Genomic DNA, 18,643 nt, shown 5'->3' with positions numbered 1-18,643 from the left:
GCCCGAGGGTGACGCCCTGAATTTGCTCAAGGCAACACTGCCTTCAACCGCAGCAGAGCGATCCGTTCCACCTGCGCACAGGCCGTCGCAAACTCTGCCTCGGCTGAGTTAGCGATGCGCTGCTCGAACGCGGCGAGGATCGAGGCCTTGGTGTTGTCGCGCACGGCAATGATGAAGGGGAAGCCGAACTTCTCCACATAGGCGGTGTTCAACTCGGTGAACCGTGCCCGTTCCGTATCGGTCAACGCATCGAGGCCGGCCGAGGCCTGTTCTTGGGAGGAGGCTTCGGTCAGCCGCTTGGCGGCGGCGAGCTTGCCGGCCAGATCCGGGTGGGCGCGCAGCACGGCGAGGCGTTCCTCCTGTGTCGCCAACCGGAATTGAGTGCGCAGCGCAAATTGCAACCCGATGGCGGTGTCGTTGGCTGGTGCCAGTTCACCCTCCCAGGCGCGCTCGGCGATCCATGGCGAGTGCTCGAAAATCGAGCCATAGCGGGCAACAAAATCGGGCTTGTCGAGTTGGGAGGGGATGACCTCCGGCGCGACATAAGGGTGCTCTTTCGCCCAGTGCTCGGCAATCTGCAGGCGCGTCGGCACCCAGACCTTGTCGAAGCTCCTGATGTAGTCGACGAATTTCTTGAGGCCCTGATAGCGACCGGGCTGGCCGACAAGGCGGCAGTGCAGGCCGATGGACATCATCTTGGGGGAGCCGGCCTGGCCCTCGGCATAGAGGACGTCGAAGCTGTCCTTGAGGAACTGGAAATATTCCTCGCCATTGTCAAAGCCCGAGGCGGTGACGAAGCGCATGTCATTGGCGCTGAGCGTATAGGGAATGATCAGTTGCGGGCGCCCCTGATGCACACGCCAATAGGGCAGGTCGTCATCGTAGGTGTCGGACACATAAGCGAAGCCACCGGCTTCGGAGACGAGATCGACGGTATTGAGCGAGCAGCGCCCAGTGTACCAGCCGCGTGGGCGTTCGCCGGTGGCGATGGTGTGGATGCGGATGGCCTCGGCGATCTGTTGCCGCTCGGTGTCGGGCGCCATGTCCTTGTGCTCGACCCATTTGTAGCCGTGGCTGGCGATTTCCCAGCCGGCGTCCTGCATGGCGGCAAGCTGAGCAGGGGCGCGCATGAGGGCGCTGGCGACGCCATAAACCGTGACCGGCAGATCGGCTTCGGTAAACAAGCGGTGCAGCCGCCAGAAACCGGCCCGCGCGCCATATTCGTACATGGACTCAACGTTCCAGTGGCGCTTGTCGGGCCAAGGGGCCGCGCCAACGACGTCGACCAGAAACGCCTCGGACGCCGCGTCGCCATGCAGGATGTTGTTTTCGCCACCTTCTTCGTAATTGACCACAAATTGTACCGCGACGTGGGCGCCGCCAGGCCAGTTGGCATTGGGAGGGGTCTGGCCGTAGCCGTGCATATCGCGAGGGTAGCGCATCGGCCTATTGGCTCCTGATGTGGCAAGTTTGAAAACAGTTTAGCGTGGCAGCGCGAGGTGGCAATACTCGTGAAAGTGGACCACTTGGTAAAAAATCGCGCCATACCCCCTTGGAACATGACAGATTTGCGATAGTCTCAATTCCCGGGGACAACGAGGATGGCAGCATATGGCGGGTTCTGGACGCCTGACGACTCATGTTTTGGACACGATGCATGGCAAACCGGCACGCGGTATGCGACTCGATTTGCTCTATGTCCATGGCGATCATACCCACCACATCAGTGAAGGTTATACCAATGCCGATGGTCGTGTAGACCAGCCGCTGCTGGATGCAGACCAGTTTCAGCATGGCGAGTTCGAGATCCATTTTCACGTCGGGCAGTATTTCGAGCGATTGGGCGTCGAGCTGGAAAACCCGTTCCTCGACGTGGTGCCGGTTCGTTTCACCATTAGCGAGGACAAGCACTATCATGTGCCTCTTCTGGTGAGCCCCTTCGCCTATTCGACCTATCGCGGGAGCTGAGGCCATGAGCGCCGTCAGCCACGCCATCCGCTTCATCCTCAATGACGAGGAAATCACCCTTACCGACGTCGCGCCCGACCAGACGCTGCTGGACTTTCTGCGGCTGGAAAAACGCCTGCGTGGCTCCAAGGAGGGCTGTGCCGAGGGCGATTGCGGGGCCTGCACGGTGCTGGTCGGCCGGGTGATGAATGACGAGATCATCTATGACTCGGTCACCGCCTGCATTCGCTTCGTGGCGAGCCTGCATGGCACCCATGTTGTGACTGTCGAGCACCTTGCTGGCAAGAATGGCACGCTGCACCCGGTGCAGCAGGCAATGGTGGACGAGCATGGCAGCCAGTGCGGCTTCTGCACCCCGGGCTTCGTCATGAGCCTTTACGGCCTGTGGATGCGCGATGCCAATCCCAGCCAGGGCGCCGTCGAAAAGGCGTTGCAGGGCAATCTCTGCCGCTGCACCGGCTATGCGCCGATCATCCGCGCCGGAAAGGCGATCTCGAGTTATGGCGCACCTGAGGCTGATCCGCTGCGGGCCGAGCGTATCGCACTCAAGGCGCGCATCCAGGCGCTCAATGATGGCAGCCGCGTCGAGATCGGCACGGGCAAGGCTCGCGTCATCGTCCCGGCCAGCCTCGATGACTTTGCCGAGGTCTACGCGGCCAATCCCGAGGCGACGATAGTTGCCGGCTCCACCGATGTGGGGCTCTGGGTCACCAAATTCATGCGCAATGTCGGCCCGGTTATTTTCATCGGCCATTTGCAGGAGCTCAAGCGCATCGTCGAGACCGATGGCGAGCTGCAGTTCTACGCCGGTGTGTCCTATTCGGAAGCATTGCCCAAGCTCAACGCGCATTTCCCACAATTGGGCGAGCTTTGGGATCGGATTGCCGGCGAGCAGATCCGCAATATGGGCACGATTGGCGGCAATATCGCCAATGGTTCGCCGATCGGTGATACGCCGCCGCCATTCATCGCGCTTGGCGCCAAGCTGCAGTTGCGGCGCGGCAATCAACGCCGCGAGATCGCGCTGCAGGATTATTTCCTCGCCTATGGCAAACAGGACCGTCAGCCCGGCGAGTTCGTCGAAAGCGTAACACTGCCTTATCTGCCGGATGGCGAGCGGTTCGCGGTCTACAAGATTTCCAAACGCCGCGACGAGGATATTTCGGCGCTGTGCGGTGCGTTTTGCATCCGCCTCGGCGATGCCGGACTGGTCGAGATGGCGCGCATCGCCTTCGGTGGCATGGCGGCGACACCCAAGCGTGCCGAGGCCGTGGAGGCGGCGCTGATTGGCAAGCCGTGGACGCCGGACAGCATTGACGCGGCCATCGCGGCCTTTACCGAAGACTATCAGCCAATTTCGGACATGCGCGCCAGCGCCGAGTACCGGTTGCTCACCGCGCAAAATCTCCTGCGCCGGTTCTTCCTCGAAACCACCGGCGAAGGCCAGCGGCTCAAGCGCGAGGTGGCGTGATGAACAAGCATCCGAGCATCGTCCGTTCCACGCTGCATGAATCGAGCAAGCATGACAGCGGCCCCAAGCATGTGGCGGGAGCGGCCGAGTACATCGACGATATCGTTGAGCCGGTCGGCACCATGCATGCCTATCTGGCGCTTTCGAGCCGGGCGCATGCCGAGATCGGTTCCATCGATTTCGCTGCGGTCAAGGCCGCCCCCGGCGTTATCGGGGTGCTGACCGCCGCCGATGTCCCCGGCGAGAACGATGTCAGTCCGTCGCACAAGCATGACGAGCCGATTTTTGCCGAGGGCAGGGTGCAGTTTTGGGGGCAGCCGCTGTTCGCGGTTGTCGCCGAGACGCGTGACCAAGCCCGTCGTGCTGCCCATCTCGCCAAGGTCGACTACACGGATCTGCCCTTCGCTACAAATGTGCGCGCCGCGCAGGCGGCCGGCGGCAAACTGGTGACCGAGCCGCTCAAGCTGGAGCGCGGCGACGTGGCGGCCGCAATGGCCAGCGCGCCGCGCCGGGTCAGGGGCAGCATTGCCATTGGCGGGCAGGATCATTTCTATCTCGAGGGCCAGATCGCCATGGCGATCCCCGGCGAGGATGAGGACGTCACGGTTTTCGCCTCCACCCAGCATCCCAGCGAAGTGCAGCTGATGGTGGCGCATGTGCTGGGCATTCCGTTGCATTCGGTGACGGTCAATGTGCGCCGCATGGGCGGCGGCTTTGGCGGCAAGGAAACGCAGGGCAATCTGTTCGCTGCGGTGGCTGCAATGGCCGCCAAAAAGTGGCGCCGCGCCTGCAAGATCCGGCCGGACCGCGACGACGACATGACCGCAACCGGCAAGCGGCACGACTTCGTTGTCGATTACGATGTCGGCTATGATGATAATGGCAAGATCGCTGCCGTAGACGCCGTCTATGCCGCCCGCGCCGGCTTTTCGTCCGACCTCTCCGGCCCGGTGACCGACCGGGCGCTGTTCCACTGCGACAATGCCTATTGGTATCCCGCCGTGCGCGCCCGCAGTGAGCCACTCTACACCAATACCGTGTCCAATACCGCGTTCCGTGGCTTTGGTGGCCCGCAGGGCATGATGGCGGCCGAGCGCTGGATCGAAGACATCGCCTATAGCCTGGGCAAGGATCCGTTGGAGATCCGCAAGGCCAATTTCTACGGCACCGATACGGATAACGTGACGCCCTATCACCAGACGGTGGAGGACAATATCGTCCATCGCGTCGTCGAGGAGCTGGAAGCGTCGTCGGACTATCAGGCGCGCCGCGCCGCTATCCTCGCGTTCAATGCCAAAAATGCCATTCTCAAAAAGGGCATTGCGCTGACGCCGGTCAAGTTCGGCATCTCCTTCACCGCCACCTGGTACAACCAGGCCGGGGCACTGGTGCATGTCTATAAGGATGGCTCGATCCATCTCAGCCATGGCGGCACCGAAATGGGGCAGGGGCTCTATATCAAGGTGGCGCAGGTCCTGGCCGATGCGTTCTGCGTCGGGCTTGATGACATCAAGATCATGGCGACGACCACTGGTAAGGTGCCTAACACTTCGGCAACGGCCGCTTCGTCCGGTTCCGATCTCAACGGCATGGCGGCCTGGGACGCCGCGCGGCAGATCAAGGAACGCCTGGTGGTCCATGCCGCCAAGCTCTACCAATGCGACGAAGCCGCAGTGCTGTGGGTGCCCGGGGGCGTGCAGGCGGGCGATCAGTTCGTGCCGTTTGCCGAGCTGGTGGCCTCTGCCTATCTGAACCGCGTGCAGCTCTCGGCGGCCGGGTTCTACAAGACGCCGAAAATCCATTGGGACCGCGCAACCGGGCAGGGCCATCCTTTCTACTATTTCGCCTATGGCGCTTCGGTCAGCGAAGTCACCATCGATACGTTGACCGGCGAATATATCGTCGACCGTGTCGATATCCTGCATGACGTGGGCCGCTCGCTCAATCCGGCCATCGATATCGGCCAGGTCGAAGGCGGTTTCATCCAGGGCATGGGTTGGCTGACCACCGAAGAACTGGTCTGGGACGATAAGGGCCAACTGCGCACCAAGGCGCCCTCGACCTACAAGATTCCGGTCGCGTCCGATGTGCCGCCGGTGTTCAACGTCAAGCTGGCGGAATGGTCGGTCAATGCCGAGCCCACTATCGGCCGCTCCAAAGCGGTCGGCGAGCCGCCATTGATGCTGGCGATGAGCGTCGTGGAAGCGCTGTCGATGGCGGTGGCCAGCGTGGCCGATTATGCCATCGCGCCGCGGCTGGATACGCCGGTAACGCCCGAACGCGTCCTGATGGGTTGCGAACGGCTCAAGCGCGAGGCTCGGGGGTAAAGATGGTGGTGGTTCTGACCGCAATACCCCCATCCTTGATCCCTCCCCTCAGGGGCGAGCGAAACCTCATCGAGACTGCTGCAGCATCAGTCGGGTCCCGCCCCCTTGCGGGGAGGGATCAAAGGTGGGGGAGCTCCGCGTCCGGTGAGCTCGATGGGGGGCGCATCCCATGACCTCCCGCCCCGCCAGCTTCGCCGCCTTCCTTGAGCGCAATCCTACGGCGATAGCAGCCGAGTTGACCTCGGTGCGTGGCTCCAGCCCGCGGGAGCAGGGCACCTTCATGCTGGTGGGCAATGGTGAGATTTTCGGCACCATAGGCGGTGGCGCGCTGGAATATATGGTCATCGACCATGCGCGGCGGCTGATTGGTTCCGGCCAGGCGGAAGACGCGATGGATGTGCCGCTGGGGCCCGAGATTGGGCAGTGCTGCGGCGGGCGCGTTGGCGTGAGCTTGCGTTATGCCGATGCGGCGCTGCGGCAGGAACTCGCCGGCCGCGTTGCCGCAGACGATGCTGCCCAGCCACATGTTTTTGTATTCGGCGCCGGCAATGTCGGCACCGCGCTCGCCAGGATGCTGGCGCTGCTGCCGGTCAAGCCGCATGTCATCGATACGCGCCGCTCCGAACTGGCTGCCATCCCCGAAGGGATCGACGCTCGGCTGGTGGCCATGCCCGAGGCGGTGGTGCGCGCGGCGCCACTTGGCAGCGCCTATGTCGTGCTCACTCATGACCATGCGCTCGACTTCATGATCGCGTTAGAAGCGCTCAAGCGCGAAGACAGTCCCTATGTCGGCATGGTGGGGTCCAGGACCAAGCGGGCCCGCTTCACCAGTTGGTATCTTGCCGAAGGTGGACCTGCTAAGGCTTTGGAACGCCTGATTTTACCCATTGGGGATCAGGGGATTGGGGATAAACGCCCCGAGGTCATTGCAGCACTGGCGGCAGCGGAAATAATGGTCCACATTGGTCGCCGGGAAGCTGATATCGGGCACGCGCAGGCCACCAGGACACTGGGAGCCATGGATGGACGCTAGTATGCCGCATCGGCTCGAACTCATCGGTATCACCAAACAGTTCCCCGGCGTCCTTGCCAACGACAACATCAGCTTTTCGGTCAGGCCCGGAGAAATCCACGCCTTGCTGGGTGAGAATGGCGCCGGCAAGTCGACGCTGGTCAAAATGATCTATGGGATCATGCAGCCTGATGCCGGCGAAATCCGCTGGAATGGCGAACGCGTGACCATCGCCAATCCCAAGGCGGCTCGCGCGCTCGGCATCGGTATGGTGTTCCAGCACTTTTCGCTGTTCGAAGCGCTGACCGTCCTGGAAAACATCGCGCTGGGCATGGACGCCAAGATCCCGGCACGGGAACTGGAAGGCCGTATCCGCGAGGTGATGACGCGATATGGGCTGCTGCTCGATCCGCACCGCACCGTGGCGACGCTCTCGGTCGGTGAACGCCAGCGCATTGAAATCGTCCGCGCGCTGCTGCTCGATCCAAAGCTGCTGATCATGGACGAGCCGACTTCGGTTCTGACGCCGCAGGAAGTCGAGCAATTGTTCGACGTGCTGCGCAAGCTGGCAGCGCAAGGCTGCTCGATCCTCTATATTTCCCACAAGTTGCATGAAATCAAAGCCTTGTGTGATACGGCGACGATCCTGCGCGGCGGCAAGCTGGTTGATACCTGTGATCCCCGTCAGGAGACGTCGCGCTCGATGGCCGAAAAGATGATCGGCGGCGGGCTCAAGGACCTGGTCAAGGCGCGCGATCGAGTGTTCGGCGAGCCCCGGCTGCACGTCAATGGATTGTCGATGCCGGCCCCCGATCATTTCGGGACTGCTCTCAAGAATGTCTGCTTCACTGTGCGCGCCGGGGAAATCTTTGGCATTGCTGGGGTAGCCGGCAATGGCCAGAACGAATTGCTGCTGGCCATGGACGGTGAATTGCCGACGGATCCCTCCGCGATCAAGCTTGGTGACCTGCCCGCTGGCGCCATGAGCCCCAGTGCCCGCCGCCGTCACGGCCTGAGTTCGGTGCCGGAAGAGCGCAACGGCCATGGTGCGGTTGGGGTGTTCAGCCTCTCCGACAATTCGGTGCTGACGGCGCGCGAGCGTCCCGGCATGGTCAATATGGGCTTTATCAATTTCGGGGCTGCCAAAACCTATACCCGCAAGGTCATTGCCGATTTTTCGGTCAAGGCACTGGGGGCAGGCTCCACTGCCGGTTCGCTGTCGGGCGGCAATCTGCAGAAATACATTATGGGCCGCGAAATCCTGCAGCGCCCTTCGGTGCTGGTGGTCAGCCAGCCTACCTGGGGTGTCGATGCCGGCGCAGCCGCCGCGATCCACCAGGCCATTCTCGATCTGGCGGAAGCCGGCTCGGCCATCGTGGTGATCAGTCAGGATCTCGACGAACTGCTCTCGCTCAGCGATACGCTGGCGGTGATCAATGGCGGCCAGCTGAGCCCAAAAATGCAGGTTGGCGATGCCTCGATCGAAGAGATCGGCCTGTTGATGGGTGGCGTTCACGGCAATACGGAGGCGCCAGATGCAATTCCGGCTTGAGAAACGCCAGGAGCCCAGCAAGTTCATGGCTTATGCCACGCCCGTTGCGGCAGTGGCGCTGACCATGATCATTGGCGCGATCATCTTTTCGTTGATCGGCTATGACGGCGTGGGGGCGGTGCGGGAAATCTTCCTGACGCCGCTGACCAATTCCTACAAATGGCAGGACCTCGGCGTCAAAGCCGCGCCGTTGATCATCATCGGCGTCGGTCTTTCCATCGCCTATCGCGCCAATGTCTGGAATATCGGGGCCGAAGGGCAGTACATTGTCGGTGGACTGTGTGCGACCGGCATCGCGCTGCTGACCTGGGGCATGACCGGCTGGTGGATCCTGCCGCTGATGATGCTGGCGGGCATGGCCGGCGGCATGGCCTATGCTTCCATTCCGGCGCTGCTGCGAACCAAGCTCAAGGTCAATGAAATCCTGACCAGCCTGATGCTGACCTATGCCTCGGTGCAGCTGATCTACTTTCTCATCCGCGGACCCTGGAAGGATCCGATGGGCATCGGCTTTCCGCAGACGCGGCTATTCTCCGAGGCCGCACGTCTGCCCACCATCATCCCAGGTACGATCGTGCATCTGGGCGTGCCAATCGCGGTGCTTGTAGCGATCATTGCCTGGTTCATCATGAGCAAGTCGGTGTTCGGCTACCGCATGCGGGTGGTGGGTGCGGCGCCCCATGCGGCGCGTTATGGCGGGTTTTCCGAGAACAAGACTATCTGGCTGGCCATGCTGGTCAGCGGCGGCCTCGCGGGGCTTGCAGGGATGCTCGAAATTGCCGGGCCGTTCCAGCGCATGGTGCCGGGCTTTCCGACCAATTACGGTTTCACCGCGATCATCGTGGCTTTTCTTGGTCGCCTCAATCCCTTGGGCGTGATCGTCGCCGGTGTCGTTCTGGCCATCACCTTTGTCGGTGGCGAAGTGGCCCAGACCACTATCGGCCTGCCGAATGCGGCCACCGGCATCTTCCAGGCGATGATGCTGTTCTTCCTGCTCGCCGGGGACATTCTCATAAAATACCGGGTCCGCCGCGTGATGCCGCAAACGTCGACAGAGGTAGCGTAGATGGATCTGACGCTTGCAATCATCGTCACAGTCGTGGGTGCATCGACGCCTATCCTGATCGCGGCGCTGGGTGAACTGGTGGTTGAACGCTCAGGCGTGCTCAATCTCGGCGTCGAAGGCATGATGCTGATCGGGGCCATTGCCGGCTTCGTGGTGCAGTTCCACACTGGCAACCCTTATCTGGCGTTGCTCTGCGGCGCCGCAGCCGGGATGGCGTCGTCGCTGATCTTCGGTTTTCTCACCCTGTCGCTATCGGCCAACCAGACCGCGACCGGGCTGGCGCTGACTATTTTCGGCACCGGGTTTTCGGCTTTGGCCGGCTCGTCCTATTCGGCGCGGCCGGTCTCGCTGATGGAGCCGCTGTTTCCAGCCGAGCTGGCGGCGCATCCCGTTTGGAAAGTGCTGTTCTCCTATTCATTTCCCGTTTATTTCTCGTTCATAATGGTCGTGGTCATCTGGTATTTCCTGCACAAAACTCGTGCCGGACTGATCCTGCGGGCTGTCGGCGAGAATGATCAGTCGGCCCATTCCATCGGTTATTCGGTCATTGGCGTGCGTTACATGGCGGTGATGTTCGGTGGTGCCATGGCCGGCCTCGCCGGCGCCTGCTTCCCGCTGCTGCTGACCCCGCAATGGGCCGAACGCATGACCGCTGGCCGTGGCTGGATCGCCGTGGCACTGGTGGTTTTCGCCTCCTGGAAACCGTTCCGCCTATTGGCCGGCGCCTATCTCTTCGGCCTCGTGATGACCATGGAACTCTACGCCAAAGCTGGCGGCGGAGTGCTGTCGATCATTCCGTCCGAGCTGTGGGCCGCTCTGCCCTATATCGCCACCATTGTCGTGCTGGTCCTGATTTCGCTCCGGCGCGATGCTTCCACCAATGCACCGGCCTGCCTTGGCAAGCCGTTCCTGCCCAGCAATTGATCCAACCCTGGGGGCTTGGCTCGATCCACGAAGACCGTCATTTCAGGAGAGACAAATGACACTTTCGCGTCGGACTATGATCAAGATCGGTGGCGCTGCCGTCGCTCTTCCGCTGCTCGGCAGCACCGCTTTCGGCCAGGCCGAGAAGCTCAAGATCGGCTTCATCTATGTCGGCTCGATCAACGACAATGGCTACAACTACGCCCACAATCAGGGCCGTATCTTCGTCCAGGACCAGCTGGGTGATGCGGTTGAGACCGTCTATGTCGAGAACGTGCCGGAAGGCCCGGACTGCGAACGCGTGTTGCGCGAGCTGGCCCAGCAGGGCTGCAAGCTGATCTTCGCCACCAGCTTCGGCTTCGGCGACTCGGTGATCAAGGTTGCCGCGCAGTTCCCCGATGTGGCGTTCGAGCACGCTACCGGCTACATGCCCGCCGCCAATGTCGGTCTCTACAATGCGCGCTTCTACGAAGGCCGCGCGGTCTGCGGCACCATTGCCGGACACATGTCCAAGACGGGCAAGGCCGGCTATATTGGCTCGTTCCCAATCCCGGAAGTCGTGATGGGCATCAACGCCCTGGCCCTGTCCGGCCGCCGCGTGAACCCGAACTTCACCGTCAAGCCAGTCTACATCTCCACCTGGAACGATCCGGCCAAGGAAGCTGACGCTGCCCGCGCCATGATCGATCAGGGTATCGACATCGTTGCCCAGCACACCGACGGTCCTGCTGCGCTGCAGGTTGCCGCCGAGCGCGGCATCATTGGTGGCTTCGGCCAGGGCGCCGACATGAGCGCCTTCGCTCCCGATACCCAGTTGACCGCCATCATCGACAATTGGGGCCCGCACTACCTCGCCTCGGCCAAGGCCGTCATCGATGGCACCTGGGTTCCGGGCAATACCTGGGAAGGCCTCAAAGAAGAAGTCGTCGAGATGGGCCCCTACAATGCCAAGGTCCCGGCCGATGTCGTGGCTGACGCCGAAAAGGTCCGTACCGGCCAGATCGATGGCTCGTTCCACATCTTCACCGGCCCGATCAAGGACAATACCGGTGTCGAGCGCGTTGCCGCTGGGGTCGTGATGACCGATGGCGAACTGCTCAGCATGGATTGGTATGTCGAAGGCGTGGAACAGCCGGCCTAGGCCGCGTTCCGGCAAGCAATCTGAAAAGGGGCGGGCACAGTCCCGCCTCTTTTTCTGAGAGACGAGCGTTGCGAGGAGTGGGGCGATGGGCGATTTCGCGATCTTTTACGAATGGCTGAGCTTTGCGGCACGGTGGACCCATGTGATCACCGCCATCGCCTGGATCGGCTCGTCCTTCTATTTCATCGCGCTGGACCTCGGCCTGCGCAAGACCCCGAGCCTGCCGCCGCTGGCCCATGGCGAGGAATGGCAGGTGCATGGGGGCGGCTTCTATCACATCCAGAAATACCTGGTGGCGCCGGAGTTCTTGCCCGAGCACCTGACCTGGTTCAAATGGGAAAGCTATGCCACCTGGCTCAGTGGGTTCTGCCTCCTGGCCATCATCTACTATGTCGGCGCCGACATCTACCTGATCGACCGCAATGTGCTGGATGTGCCGCAATGGGGCGCAATCGGCATTTCGATGGCATCGATCCTGCTGGGCTGGATCGTCTATAACCGGCTGTGCAAATCCCCGATCGGGGAGAGCCAGAACGGGCTGATGCTGGTGTTGTTCGCCATCCTCACCGCGATGGCCTGGGGCTATACCCAGCTGTTCACCGGCCGCGCGGCGATGCTGCATATGGGGGTGTTCACCGCTACGATCATGACCGCCAATGTGGCGATGATCATCATTCCCAACCAGAAGATCGTGGTCGCCGATCTCAAGGCCGGGCGCGTGCCCGATGCGAAATACGGCAAGATCGCCAAGCAGCGCAGCCTGCACAATAACTACCTGACGCTGCCGGTGATCTTCTTCATGCTGTCGTCCCACTACCCGCTGGCCTTTGCCACGCAATGGAACTGGATCATTGCCAGCCTGATCTTCCTGGTCGGCGTGGTCATCCGGCACTATTTCAACACCCGCCATGCCCGCAAGGGCAATCCGCACTGGACCTGGGCGGCGGCGGTGATCCTGTTCCTGGTGATCGCCTGGCTGTCGACGGCTCCCAAACTGCCGGGTTCCGGCGGAGAGGAGGTGGCGTCTCGTGCGGCCGAACCCTTTCTCAGTGCAACTCATTTCGCCGCGGCCAGCCTAGCGGTGCAAACCCGCTGCGCCATGTGCCACACCGCCGAGCCGGTCTGGCCGGGGATCTATGAAGCACCCAAGAACGTCATTCTGGACAATGACATTGCCGTCGCCAATCACGCCAGGGATGTCGCTATCCAGGCCGGCTATTCCCATGCCATGCCGCCGGGCAATGTGACGGAAATGACGCCACAGGAGCGGGTGCTGCTGGTCGAGTGGTTCCGCGAGGGATCGGGCCAATGACCACAATCCTGCGCGGCCGCGTGCTGACCTTCGTGTCGGAGCCGCAAGGGCTCGATGACGCGGAGAGCTATCGCTATTTCGAGGACGGCGCCGTTACCATTGCCGATGGCAAGGTCATTGCGGTGGGGGACTACGCCGCAGCTGATGCCAGTGGCGCCGAGGTGGTGGATCACCGGCCCAACCTGATCCTGCCGGGCTTCATCGATACGCACCTGCATTATGTGCAGAGCCAGATGATCGCCTCCTATGCCGGCTCGCTGCTGGAATGGCTCAATACCTACACCTTTGTGGAAGAGCAGAAATTCAGCCAGCAGGGACACGCCAACGCTGTCGCCGCAGCGTTCTATGACGAGCTGATCCGCAATGGCACCACCAGCGCCGTCGCCTATTGCTCCAGCCATCCGCGCTCGGTCGATGCCTATTTCGCCGAGGCCGCCAGGCGCAACATGCTGATGGTGGGGGGCAAGGTGATGATGGATCGCAACGCGCCCGAAGCTCTTTGCGATACCGCCCAGTCCGGTTATGACGACAGCAAGGCCCTGATTGCCCGCTGGCATGGCAAGGGCCGGGCGCTCTATGCGATCACCCCGCGCTTCGCCATCACCTCGACCCCGGCGCAGCTTGAGGCGAGCCGGGCGCTGGTCGAGGAATTCCCAGATTGCTATGTGCAGACCCATCTCAGCGAAAACGATGCCGAGATCACCTTTTCGATGGAGCTTTATCCGAGCGCGCCCGACTATACCGGCATCTATGAGGATTATGGCCTGCTGGGCCCCAAGACGCTGTTGGGCCATTGTATCCATCTCAACCACCGCGAGACGCATGTGCTGGCGGAAACCGGCTCGGTGGCGGTGTTCTGCCCGACGTCAAACCTGTTCCTCGGTAGCGGACTGTTTGATCGCGAACGGCTGAGCAAGTCCGGCGTTCGGATTGGCGTTGCGACCGATATCGGCGGCGGCACCAGCTATTCGATGCTGCGCACCATGGACGAGGGCTACAAGGTGCTGCAATTGCGTGGCCAGCGGCTCAATCCCTTTGCCTCATTTTACATGATGACGCTGGGCAATGCCCGTGCGCTGTCTCTGGAAGGCACGATCGGCACCATCGCGCCGGGCCGTGCCGCCGATCTGGTGGTGCTTGATGCCGGGGCGACACCAGCCATGGCCCTGCGCATGGCGACGGTCACCAGCCTTGCCGAGGAACTGTTCCTGCTGCAGACATTGGGGGATGACCGCTCCGTCGCAGAAGTCTATGTGTCTGGTGCAAGGGCGAAGACTACTTTAGGCGGCTTGGCAGGCACGACGGCTTGACCTAAAGCTCTCTGCGCCGACACGAAAAGGAAGCAGCTATGTCAGACTATCTCGCGAAGTCCGGGTTATCGGTTCATCCATTGCTGGTGGATTTCGTAGAGAAGGAAGCACTGGCGGGCCTAGCGGTCACCGCCGACCAGTTCTGGTCCGGGCTTGCGGCGCTGGTTGCCGAACATGGGCCGACCAATGCACGCTTGCTGGCGCGCCGCGACGAGCTGCAGAGCGAGATCGACGAGTGGCATCACCGCTATGGTCCAGTCGCCAATAATCCGCTGGGCTATGAGCTGTTCCTGAAGGATATCGGCTATCTCGTGCCCGAGCCGGCCGACTTCACCATCGAAACCACCGGCCTTGATCCCGAAATCACGACGCTTTGCGGGCCGCAATTGGTGGTGCCGGTTTCCAATGCCCGCTATGCGCTCAACGCTGCCAATGCGCGCTGGGGCAGTCTCTACGATGCGCTTTACGGCACCGACGTCATCTCTCGCGACGGCGAGCTGGCGCCCGGCAAGGGCTTTAATGCAGTCCGTGGTCAGGCCGTGGTCGAGCGGGCGGCAGAGTTCCTCGACGCGACGTTCCCGCTCGAATCGGGCAGCCATCGCGACGTCACCGGCTATCACGTCATCAAGGAGGGCGACGAACGCCGCCTTGTTGTCGATACGCCAGCTGGCCGCTTCGGGCTCAAGGATGCCAGCGCCTTTGTCGGCTTCGGCGGGACTGAGGCCAAGGGTGAGCTGGTGCTGCACCACAATGGCCTGCATGCCATCCTGGTGATCGAGCCGGCCAGCGTTATCGGCGCGTCACACAAGGCTGGCCTCAGCGACGTGGTCGTTGAAGCCGCAATGACCACCATCCAGGATTGCGAAGACTCGGTTGCGGCTGTCGATGCCGAGGACAAGGTTGGCGTTTATCGCAACTGGCTCGGCCTGATGAATGGCACGCTGCAGGATACGTTCGAAAAAGGCGGCCGCAGCGTTACCCGCAAGCTCAATGCCGACCGCCAGTACAAGGACACCAAGGGCGGCACGCTGGAGCTCAAGGGCCGCTCGCTGCTGCTGGTGCGCAATGTCGGCCACCTGATGACCACTGATGCAATCAAGACCGCCGATGGCAAGCCGATTGGCGAGGGTCTGATGGACGCCGCCATTACCGTGCTGTGCGCCATGCAGGACGTCGTCAACAGCCGCACCGGCGCAATCTATATCGTCAAGCCGAAGATGCACGGTCCCGAGGAAGTGGCATTCTCCTGCGCGATTTTCGCCTCGGTCGAAAAGATGTTGGGGCTGAAGCCGCTCAGCATCAAGATCGGCATCATGGACGAAGAGCGCCGCACCTCGGCCAACCTCAAGGCGGCGATCTACGAAGCGCGCGAGCGGGTGTTCTTCATCAATACCGGGTTCCTTGATCGCACGGGCGATGAAATCCACACCTCGATGGAGGCCGGCCCGGTGCTGCGCAAGGACGAGATCAAGTCCGAGCGCTGGCTGAGTGCCTATGAAGACCGCAACGTTCTGATCGGGCTCAGCTGTGGTCTGTCGGGCCGGGCGCAGATCGGCAAGGGCATGTGGGCACGTCCGGACGATATGGCGGCCATGATGGAGGCCAAGATCGGACACCCGAATTCCGGTGCCAATACCGCCTGGGTGCCATCGCCAACGGCCGCGACGCTGCATGCATTGCACTATCATCAGGTCGACGTGTTCGAGGCACAGAAGCGCCGCCACAACCAGTCGATCCCGGCGCTGACCGATTTGTTCTCGATGCCGATCCAGGTGCCGTTCTCGCTCAGCCGCGAAGAAATCAACCGCGAGCTCGAGAACAATGCCCAGGGCATTCTCGGCTATGTCGTGCGCTGGGTGCAGCAGGGCGTCGGCTGTTCCAAGGTGCCTGACATCAACAATGTCGGGCTGATGGAAGACCGCGCCACCTGCCGCATTTCAAGTCAGGCCGTGGCCAATTGGCTTCGCCACGGGCTGGTCAGCAAGGACGACGTGATCGCCACCTTCGAGCGCATGGCCGCCGTGGTGGACGAGCAGAACGCCGGCGATCCACTGTATCGGCCGATGGCGGAGAACTTCTCTTCGATCGCGTTCCAGGCCGCATTGGACCTGGCGCTGCATGGCGCCGAGCAGCCGTCCGGCTATACCGAGCCGGTGCTGCATGCCCGTCGCCGCCAGGTGAAGGCACGCGAAGCAGCCAAGCGCGCATAGCGCCGGTCACGCTGTATGGGCTAGTCACGCCCATAGACATACACAGGGTCATTCCCGCGCAGGCGGGAATGACCCTGGTTCTTGCCAAGATGAAGGCGATTCCCGCCTGCGCGCGATTAACCCCGTGGGGTGAGGAAGCGGCAAGCACTCGAAGCGGGCAGTGTCGCCCGTCCCTACCGGTAGTACTCGATCCGCGTATCGTTCAGCAGCACGCGGATAACGCGGTAGGCGTAAAAGAACGCGGCGATGCCGAGCGTGACGATGATCAGCAGGATCCAGATGATCACGTGACCCAGCGATGAGCCGAGGTCGAAGCGGCAATTGAGCCGGCCGATGGCGACGCCACGGTCATCGAGGACTTCGGTACGGTTGAGCACGACCCGGTTGAAATAATAGGGGAAGACGATCAGCGCGATGCCGAGCGTCACGATGGTCAACAGGAACCAGATGATCACCTGGCCGATGGTTTCGGTAATGCCGAAGTCGCATTTGAGGCGAACCGGGCGGCCGCCGGCAGGCGAGTGATCGATGCTCATGATTGGGGTCCGTTGCAGGTGACGCTGATTAGAGGTTGGCGCTAGTCAACGAAGTCGAACTTGTCGACGTCGAACAGCCCGCGGTCTGTCATCTTGAGATGCGGGATAACCGGCAGGGCGAGGAAGGCGACCTGCAGGAACGGCTCGGGCAGCACGCAATCAAGTGCGTAGGCCGCCTCGCGCAGGGCGTGCAGATCGTGGGTGACTTCCTCAAACGGCTTGGGGCTCATCAAGCCGGCAATCGGCAGCGCCAGTTCGGCGGTGATCTTGCCGCCATCCGATACGGTAAAGCCGCCGCCCAGTTCGATCAGGCGATTGACCGCCACGGTCATGTCCTCATCGGTGGCGCCGATGACGGTGATGTTGTGGCTGTCATGGCCGACCGATGATGCGATGGCACCGCGCTTGAGCCCAAAGCCCTTGACGAAGCCACGCCCGATATTGCCGTTCTTGCCATGACGTTCGATGACTGCAACCTTGAGCACGTCGGCGTCGAGATCGGGCAGAGTGCCCTTCTCGCTGACGGGCAGGGTCGCCGATTCGCGGAAGGTCAGGATGAGGCCGGGCTTGACGCCGATCACCGGCGTCTGGTTGCGATCGGCGCGCGCCGGGACGATAAAAGCCTCCGGCGACACCGGCTTGGCCTTCATCGAGGTCAGTCCAACCGGGGGTACCAGGGAGCGGGCAGCAAACGCTTCCGGCCCGATCAGGCGACCGGCCGAAATGACGTCCGAGACACGACAATCCTCAAGGCTATCGAGCAGCGCAATATCGGCACGCCAACCGGATGCGAGCAGGCCTCGGTCAGTGAGGCCGAATATCCGGGCGGCCGAGTGCGACGCGGCGCGATAGACATGGTGGAGCGGGCGCCCCATGGCGATCAGACGGCGAATGGAGCTATCGAGATGGCCTTCTTCGGCAATATCCAGCGGATTGCGGTCATCGGTGCAGAGGGCGACGAAGCTGGAGGTATTTTCGTCCAGAATCTCGGCCAAAGCCTTCAAATCCTTGGAAACCGATCCCTCGCGGATCAGGATGGCCATGCCCTTGGCCAGCTTTTCGCGGGCTTCGGCGGCTGAGGTTGCCTCATGGTCAGTGCGGATGGCGGCGGCCAGATAGCCATTGAGGGCCTGTCCCAGCAGCAGTGGCGCGTGACCATCGATATGGCCGCCCTGGAAGGCGACAAGCTTGGCGATGATGCCGGGGTCAGCGTGCAGCACCCCGGGGAAATTCATCATCTCGGCCAGGCCAATGACCTTGGGATGGCTGCGATAGGGCTCGAGATCGGCAATTTCCAGCGCCGCGCCCGAGGTTTCAAAAGCCGTGGCGGGGACGCAGGACGAAAGATTGATCCGCACATCCATGATGGTCCGCTCGGCGCAGGCGAGGAAATATTCGATGCCCTCGGCGCCCAGCACATTGGCGATCTCGTGGGGATCGCAGATCGCGGTGGTGACGCCATGCGGCAGCACGCAGCGGTCGAACTCGAATGGGGTCACCAGCGAGGATTCGATATGGAGATGAGTATCGATAAAGCCCGGAACAGCGAAGCGGCCGGCACCATCGATGATGGTTTCGCCCTCATAGCTGGCGTGGGTGCCGACGATCCGGTCACCGACAATGGCGATGTCGGTTTGGGTCACGGCACCGGTGATCACATCCAGCAGCCGAACATCCTTGATCACGATATCGGCGGGCACCTTTCCCTGGCCGGCCATGATCATGCGGGTGAGGGCGGACGAAGTGGTCATGAAAGCTCCAGCGCGGTTTCGGTCTGGTCGAAACTCGGCTGGGGCGCGTTTGGCGTCAAGCCC

14 protein-coding genes are annotated in these 18,643 nt (G+C 62.1%); 11 read left to right on the top strand and 3 right to left on the bottom strand.

Going from position 1 to position 18,643, the window contains the following annotated elements; translation table 11 throughout:
• Window positions 1-26: 26 nt before the first annotated feature.
• Window positions 27-1,442: an allantoinase PuuE gene (gene puuE, locus BUA69_RS16390; protein WP_046134261.1), complete on the bottom strand. Its 1,416-nt coding sequence runs from the start codon at window positions 1,440-1,442 to the stop codon at window positions 27-29.
• Between the two features lie 169 nt (window positions 1,443-1,611).
• Between puuE and uraH the strand changes: the two genes are divergently transcribed.
• The 11 genes from uraH (at window position 1,612) to BUA69_RS16335 (ending at window position 16,293) form a co-directional block, all read left to right on the top strand.
• A complete protein-coding gene (gene uraH, locus BUA69_RS16385; RefSeq protein ID WP_046134260.1) occupies window positions 1,612-1,968 on the top strand; it encodes a hydroxyisourate hydrolase in 357 nt (118 codons plus the stop codon).
• A gap of 4 nt (window positions 1,969-1,972) precedes the next feature.
• The gene (xdhA, locus tag BUA69_RS16380; RefSeq protein ID WP_046134259.1) at window positions 1,973-3,439 is read left to right on the top strand and encodes a xanthine dehydrogenase small subunit; all 1,467 of its coding nucleotides are present in this window, start codon (window positions 1,973-1,975) and stop codon (window positions 3,437-3,439) included.
• Window positions 3,439-5,766 carry a xanthine dehydrogenase molybdopterin binding subunit gene (xdhB, locus tag BUA69_RS16375; RefSeq protein ID WP_046134258.1) on the top strand — a complete coding sequence of 776 codons (2,328 nt, stop codon included), beginning with the start codon at window positions 3,439-3,441 and terminating at the stop codon, window positions 5,764-5,766. The genes xdhA and xdhB overlap by 1 nt, the downstream gene beginning before the upstream one ends.
• 169 nt (window positions 5,767-5,935) lie before the next feature.
• On the top strand, window positions 5,936-6,799 hold the full coding sequence (xdhC, locus tag BUA69_RS16370; RefSeq protein WP_046134257.1) for a xanthine dehydrogenase accessory protein XdhC: 864 nt from the start codon (window positions 5,936-5,938) through the stop codon (window positions 6,797-6,799).
• Window positions 6,789-8,330, top strand: a complete 1,542-nt coding sequence (locus tag BUA69_RS16365; protein WP_046134256.1) for an ABC transporter ATP-binding protein — start codon at window positions 6,789-6,791, stop codon at window positions 8,328-8,330. Before xdhC ends, BUA69_RS16365 begins: the two co-directional genes overlap by 11 nt.
• Window positions 8,314-9,396, top strand: a complete 1,083-nt coding sequence (locus BUA69_RS16360) for an ABC transporter permease (protein WP_046134255.1) — start codon at window positions 8,314-8,316, stop codon at window positions 9,394-9,396. The genes BUA69_RS16365 and BUA69_RS16360 overlap by 17 nt, the downstream gene beginning before the upstream one ends.
• On the top strand, window positions 9,397-10,320 hold the full coding sequence (locus BUA69_RS16355) for an ABC transporter permease (RefSeq protein WP_046134254.1): 924 nt from the start codon (window positions 9,397-9,399) through the stop codon (window positions 10,318-10,320). It begins immediately after the preceding gene.
• Window positions 10,321-10,375: 55 nt separating this feature from the next.
• Complete coding sequence (locus BUA69_RS16350) at window positions 10,376-11,461, top strand: BMP family ABC transporter substrate-binding protein (protein ID WP_046134253.1); 1,086 nt, start codon at window positions 10,376-10,378, stop codon at window positions 11,459-11,461.
• Window positions 11,462-11,546: 85 nt separating this feature from the next.
• Window positions 11,547-12,773 carry a urate hydroxylase PuuD gene (locus tag BUA69_RS16345; protein WP_046134252.1) on the top strand — a complete coding sequence of 409 codons (1,227 nt, stop codon included), beginning with the start codon at window positions 11,547-11,549 and terminating at the stop codon, window positions 12,771-12,773.
• Window positions 12,770-14,083, top strand: coding sequence for a guanine deaminase (gene guaD, locus BUA69_RS16340; RefSeq protein ID WP_046134251.1), 1,314 nt, complete (start codon window positions 12,770-12,772; stop codon window positions 14,081-14,083). Before BUA69_RS16345 ends, guaD begins: the two co-directional genes overlap by 4 nt.
• A 38-nt stretch (window positions 14,084-14,121) precedes the next feature.
• The gene (locus tag BUA69_RS16335; protein WP_046134250.1) at window positions 14,122-16,293 is read left to right on the top strand and encodes a malate synthase G; all 2,172 of its coding nucleotides are present in this window, start codon (window positions 14,122-14,124) and stop codon (window positions 16,291-16,293) included.
• A gap of 173 nt (window positions 16,294-16,466) precedes the next feature.
• On the opposite strand, the gene BUA69_RS16330 is transcribed toward BUA69_RS16335, so the two are convergent.
• On the bottom strand, window positions 16,467-16,829 hold the full coding sequence (locus tag BUA69_RS16330; protein ID WP_046134249.1) for a DUF6693 family protein: 363 nt from the start codon (window positions 16,827-16,829) through the stop codon (window positions 16,467-16,469).
• A gap of 41 nt (window positions 16,830-16,870) precedes the next feature.
• The gene (gene ade, locus BUA69_RS16325) at window positions 16,871-18,580 is read right to left on the bottom strand and encodes an adenine deaminase (protein ID WP_046134248.1); all 1,710 of its coding nucleotides are present in this window, start codon (window positions 18,578-18,580) and stop codon (window positions 16,871-16,873) included.
• Window positions 18,581-18,643: the final 63 nt, after the last annotated feature.

It is taken from the genome of Devosia limi DSM 17137 (genome assembly GCF_900128975.1).
GTDB classification, from domain to species: Bacteria; Pseudomonadota; Alphaproteobacteria; order Rhizobiales; family Devosiaceae; genus Devosia; species Devosia limi.
This window is presented reverse-complemented; position numbering and strand designations above follow the sequence as displayed.

Bases quoted from the DNA above. Each gene is read 5' to 3' on its own strand.
- puuE (WP_046134261.1), bottom strand. From the start codon at position 1,442: ATGCGCTACCCTCGCGATATGCACGGCTACGGCCAGACCCCTCCCAAT.
- uraH (WP_046134260.1), top strand. From the start codon at position 1,612: ATGGCGGGTTCTGGACGCCTGACGACTCATGTTTTGGACACGATGCAT.
- xdhA (WP_046134259.1), top strand. From the start codon at position 1,973: ATGAGCGCCGTCAGCCACGCCATCCGCTTCATCCTCAATGACGAGGAA.
- xdhB (WP_046134258.1), top strand. From the start codon at position 3,439: ATGAACAAGCATCCGAGCATCGTCCGTTCCACGCTGCATGAATCGAGC.
- xdhC (WP_046134257.1), top strand. From the start codon at position 5,936: ATGACCTCCCGCCCCGCCAGCTTCGCCGCCTTCCTTGAGCGCAATCCT.
- BUA69_RS16365 (WP_046134256.1), top strand. From the start codon at position 6,789: ATGGACGCTAGTATGCCGCATCGGCTCGAACTCATCGGTATCACCAAA.
- BUA69_RS16360 (WP_046134255.1), top strand. From the start codon at position 8,314: ATGCAATTCCGGCTTGAGAAACGCCAGGAGCCCAGCAAGTTCATGGCT.
- BUA69_RS16355 (WP_046134254.1), top strand. From the start codon at position 9,397: ATGGATCTGACGCTTGCAATCATCGTCACAGTCGTGGGTGCATCGACG.
- BUA69_RS16350 (WP_046134253.1), top strand. From the start codon at position 10,376: ATGACACTTTCGCGTCGGACTATGATCAAGATCGGTGGCGCTGCCGTC.
- BUA69_RS16345 (WP_046134252.1), top strand. From the start codon at position 11,547: ATGGGCGATTTCGCGATCTTTTACGAATGGCTGAGCTTTGCGGCACGG.
- guaD (WP_046134251.1), top strand. From the start codon at position 12,770: ATGACCACAATCCTGCGCGGCCGCGTGCTGACCTTCGTGTCGGAGCCG.
- BUA69_RS16335 (WP_046134250.1), top strand. From the start codon at position 14,122: ATGTCAGACTATCTCGCGAAGTCCGGGTTATCGGTTCATCCATTGCTG.
- BUA69_RS16330 (WP_046134249.1), bottom strand. From the start codon at position 16,829: ATGAGCATCGATCACTCGCCTGCCGGCGGCCGCCCGGTTCGCCTCAAA.
- ade (WP_046134248.1), bottom strand. From the start codon at position 18,580: ATGACCACTTCGTCCGCCCTCACCCGCATGATCATGGCCGGCCAGGGA.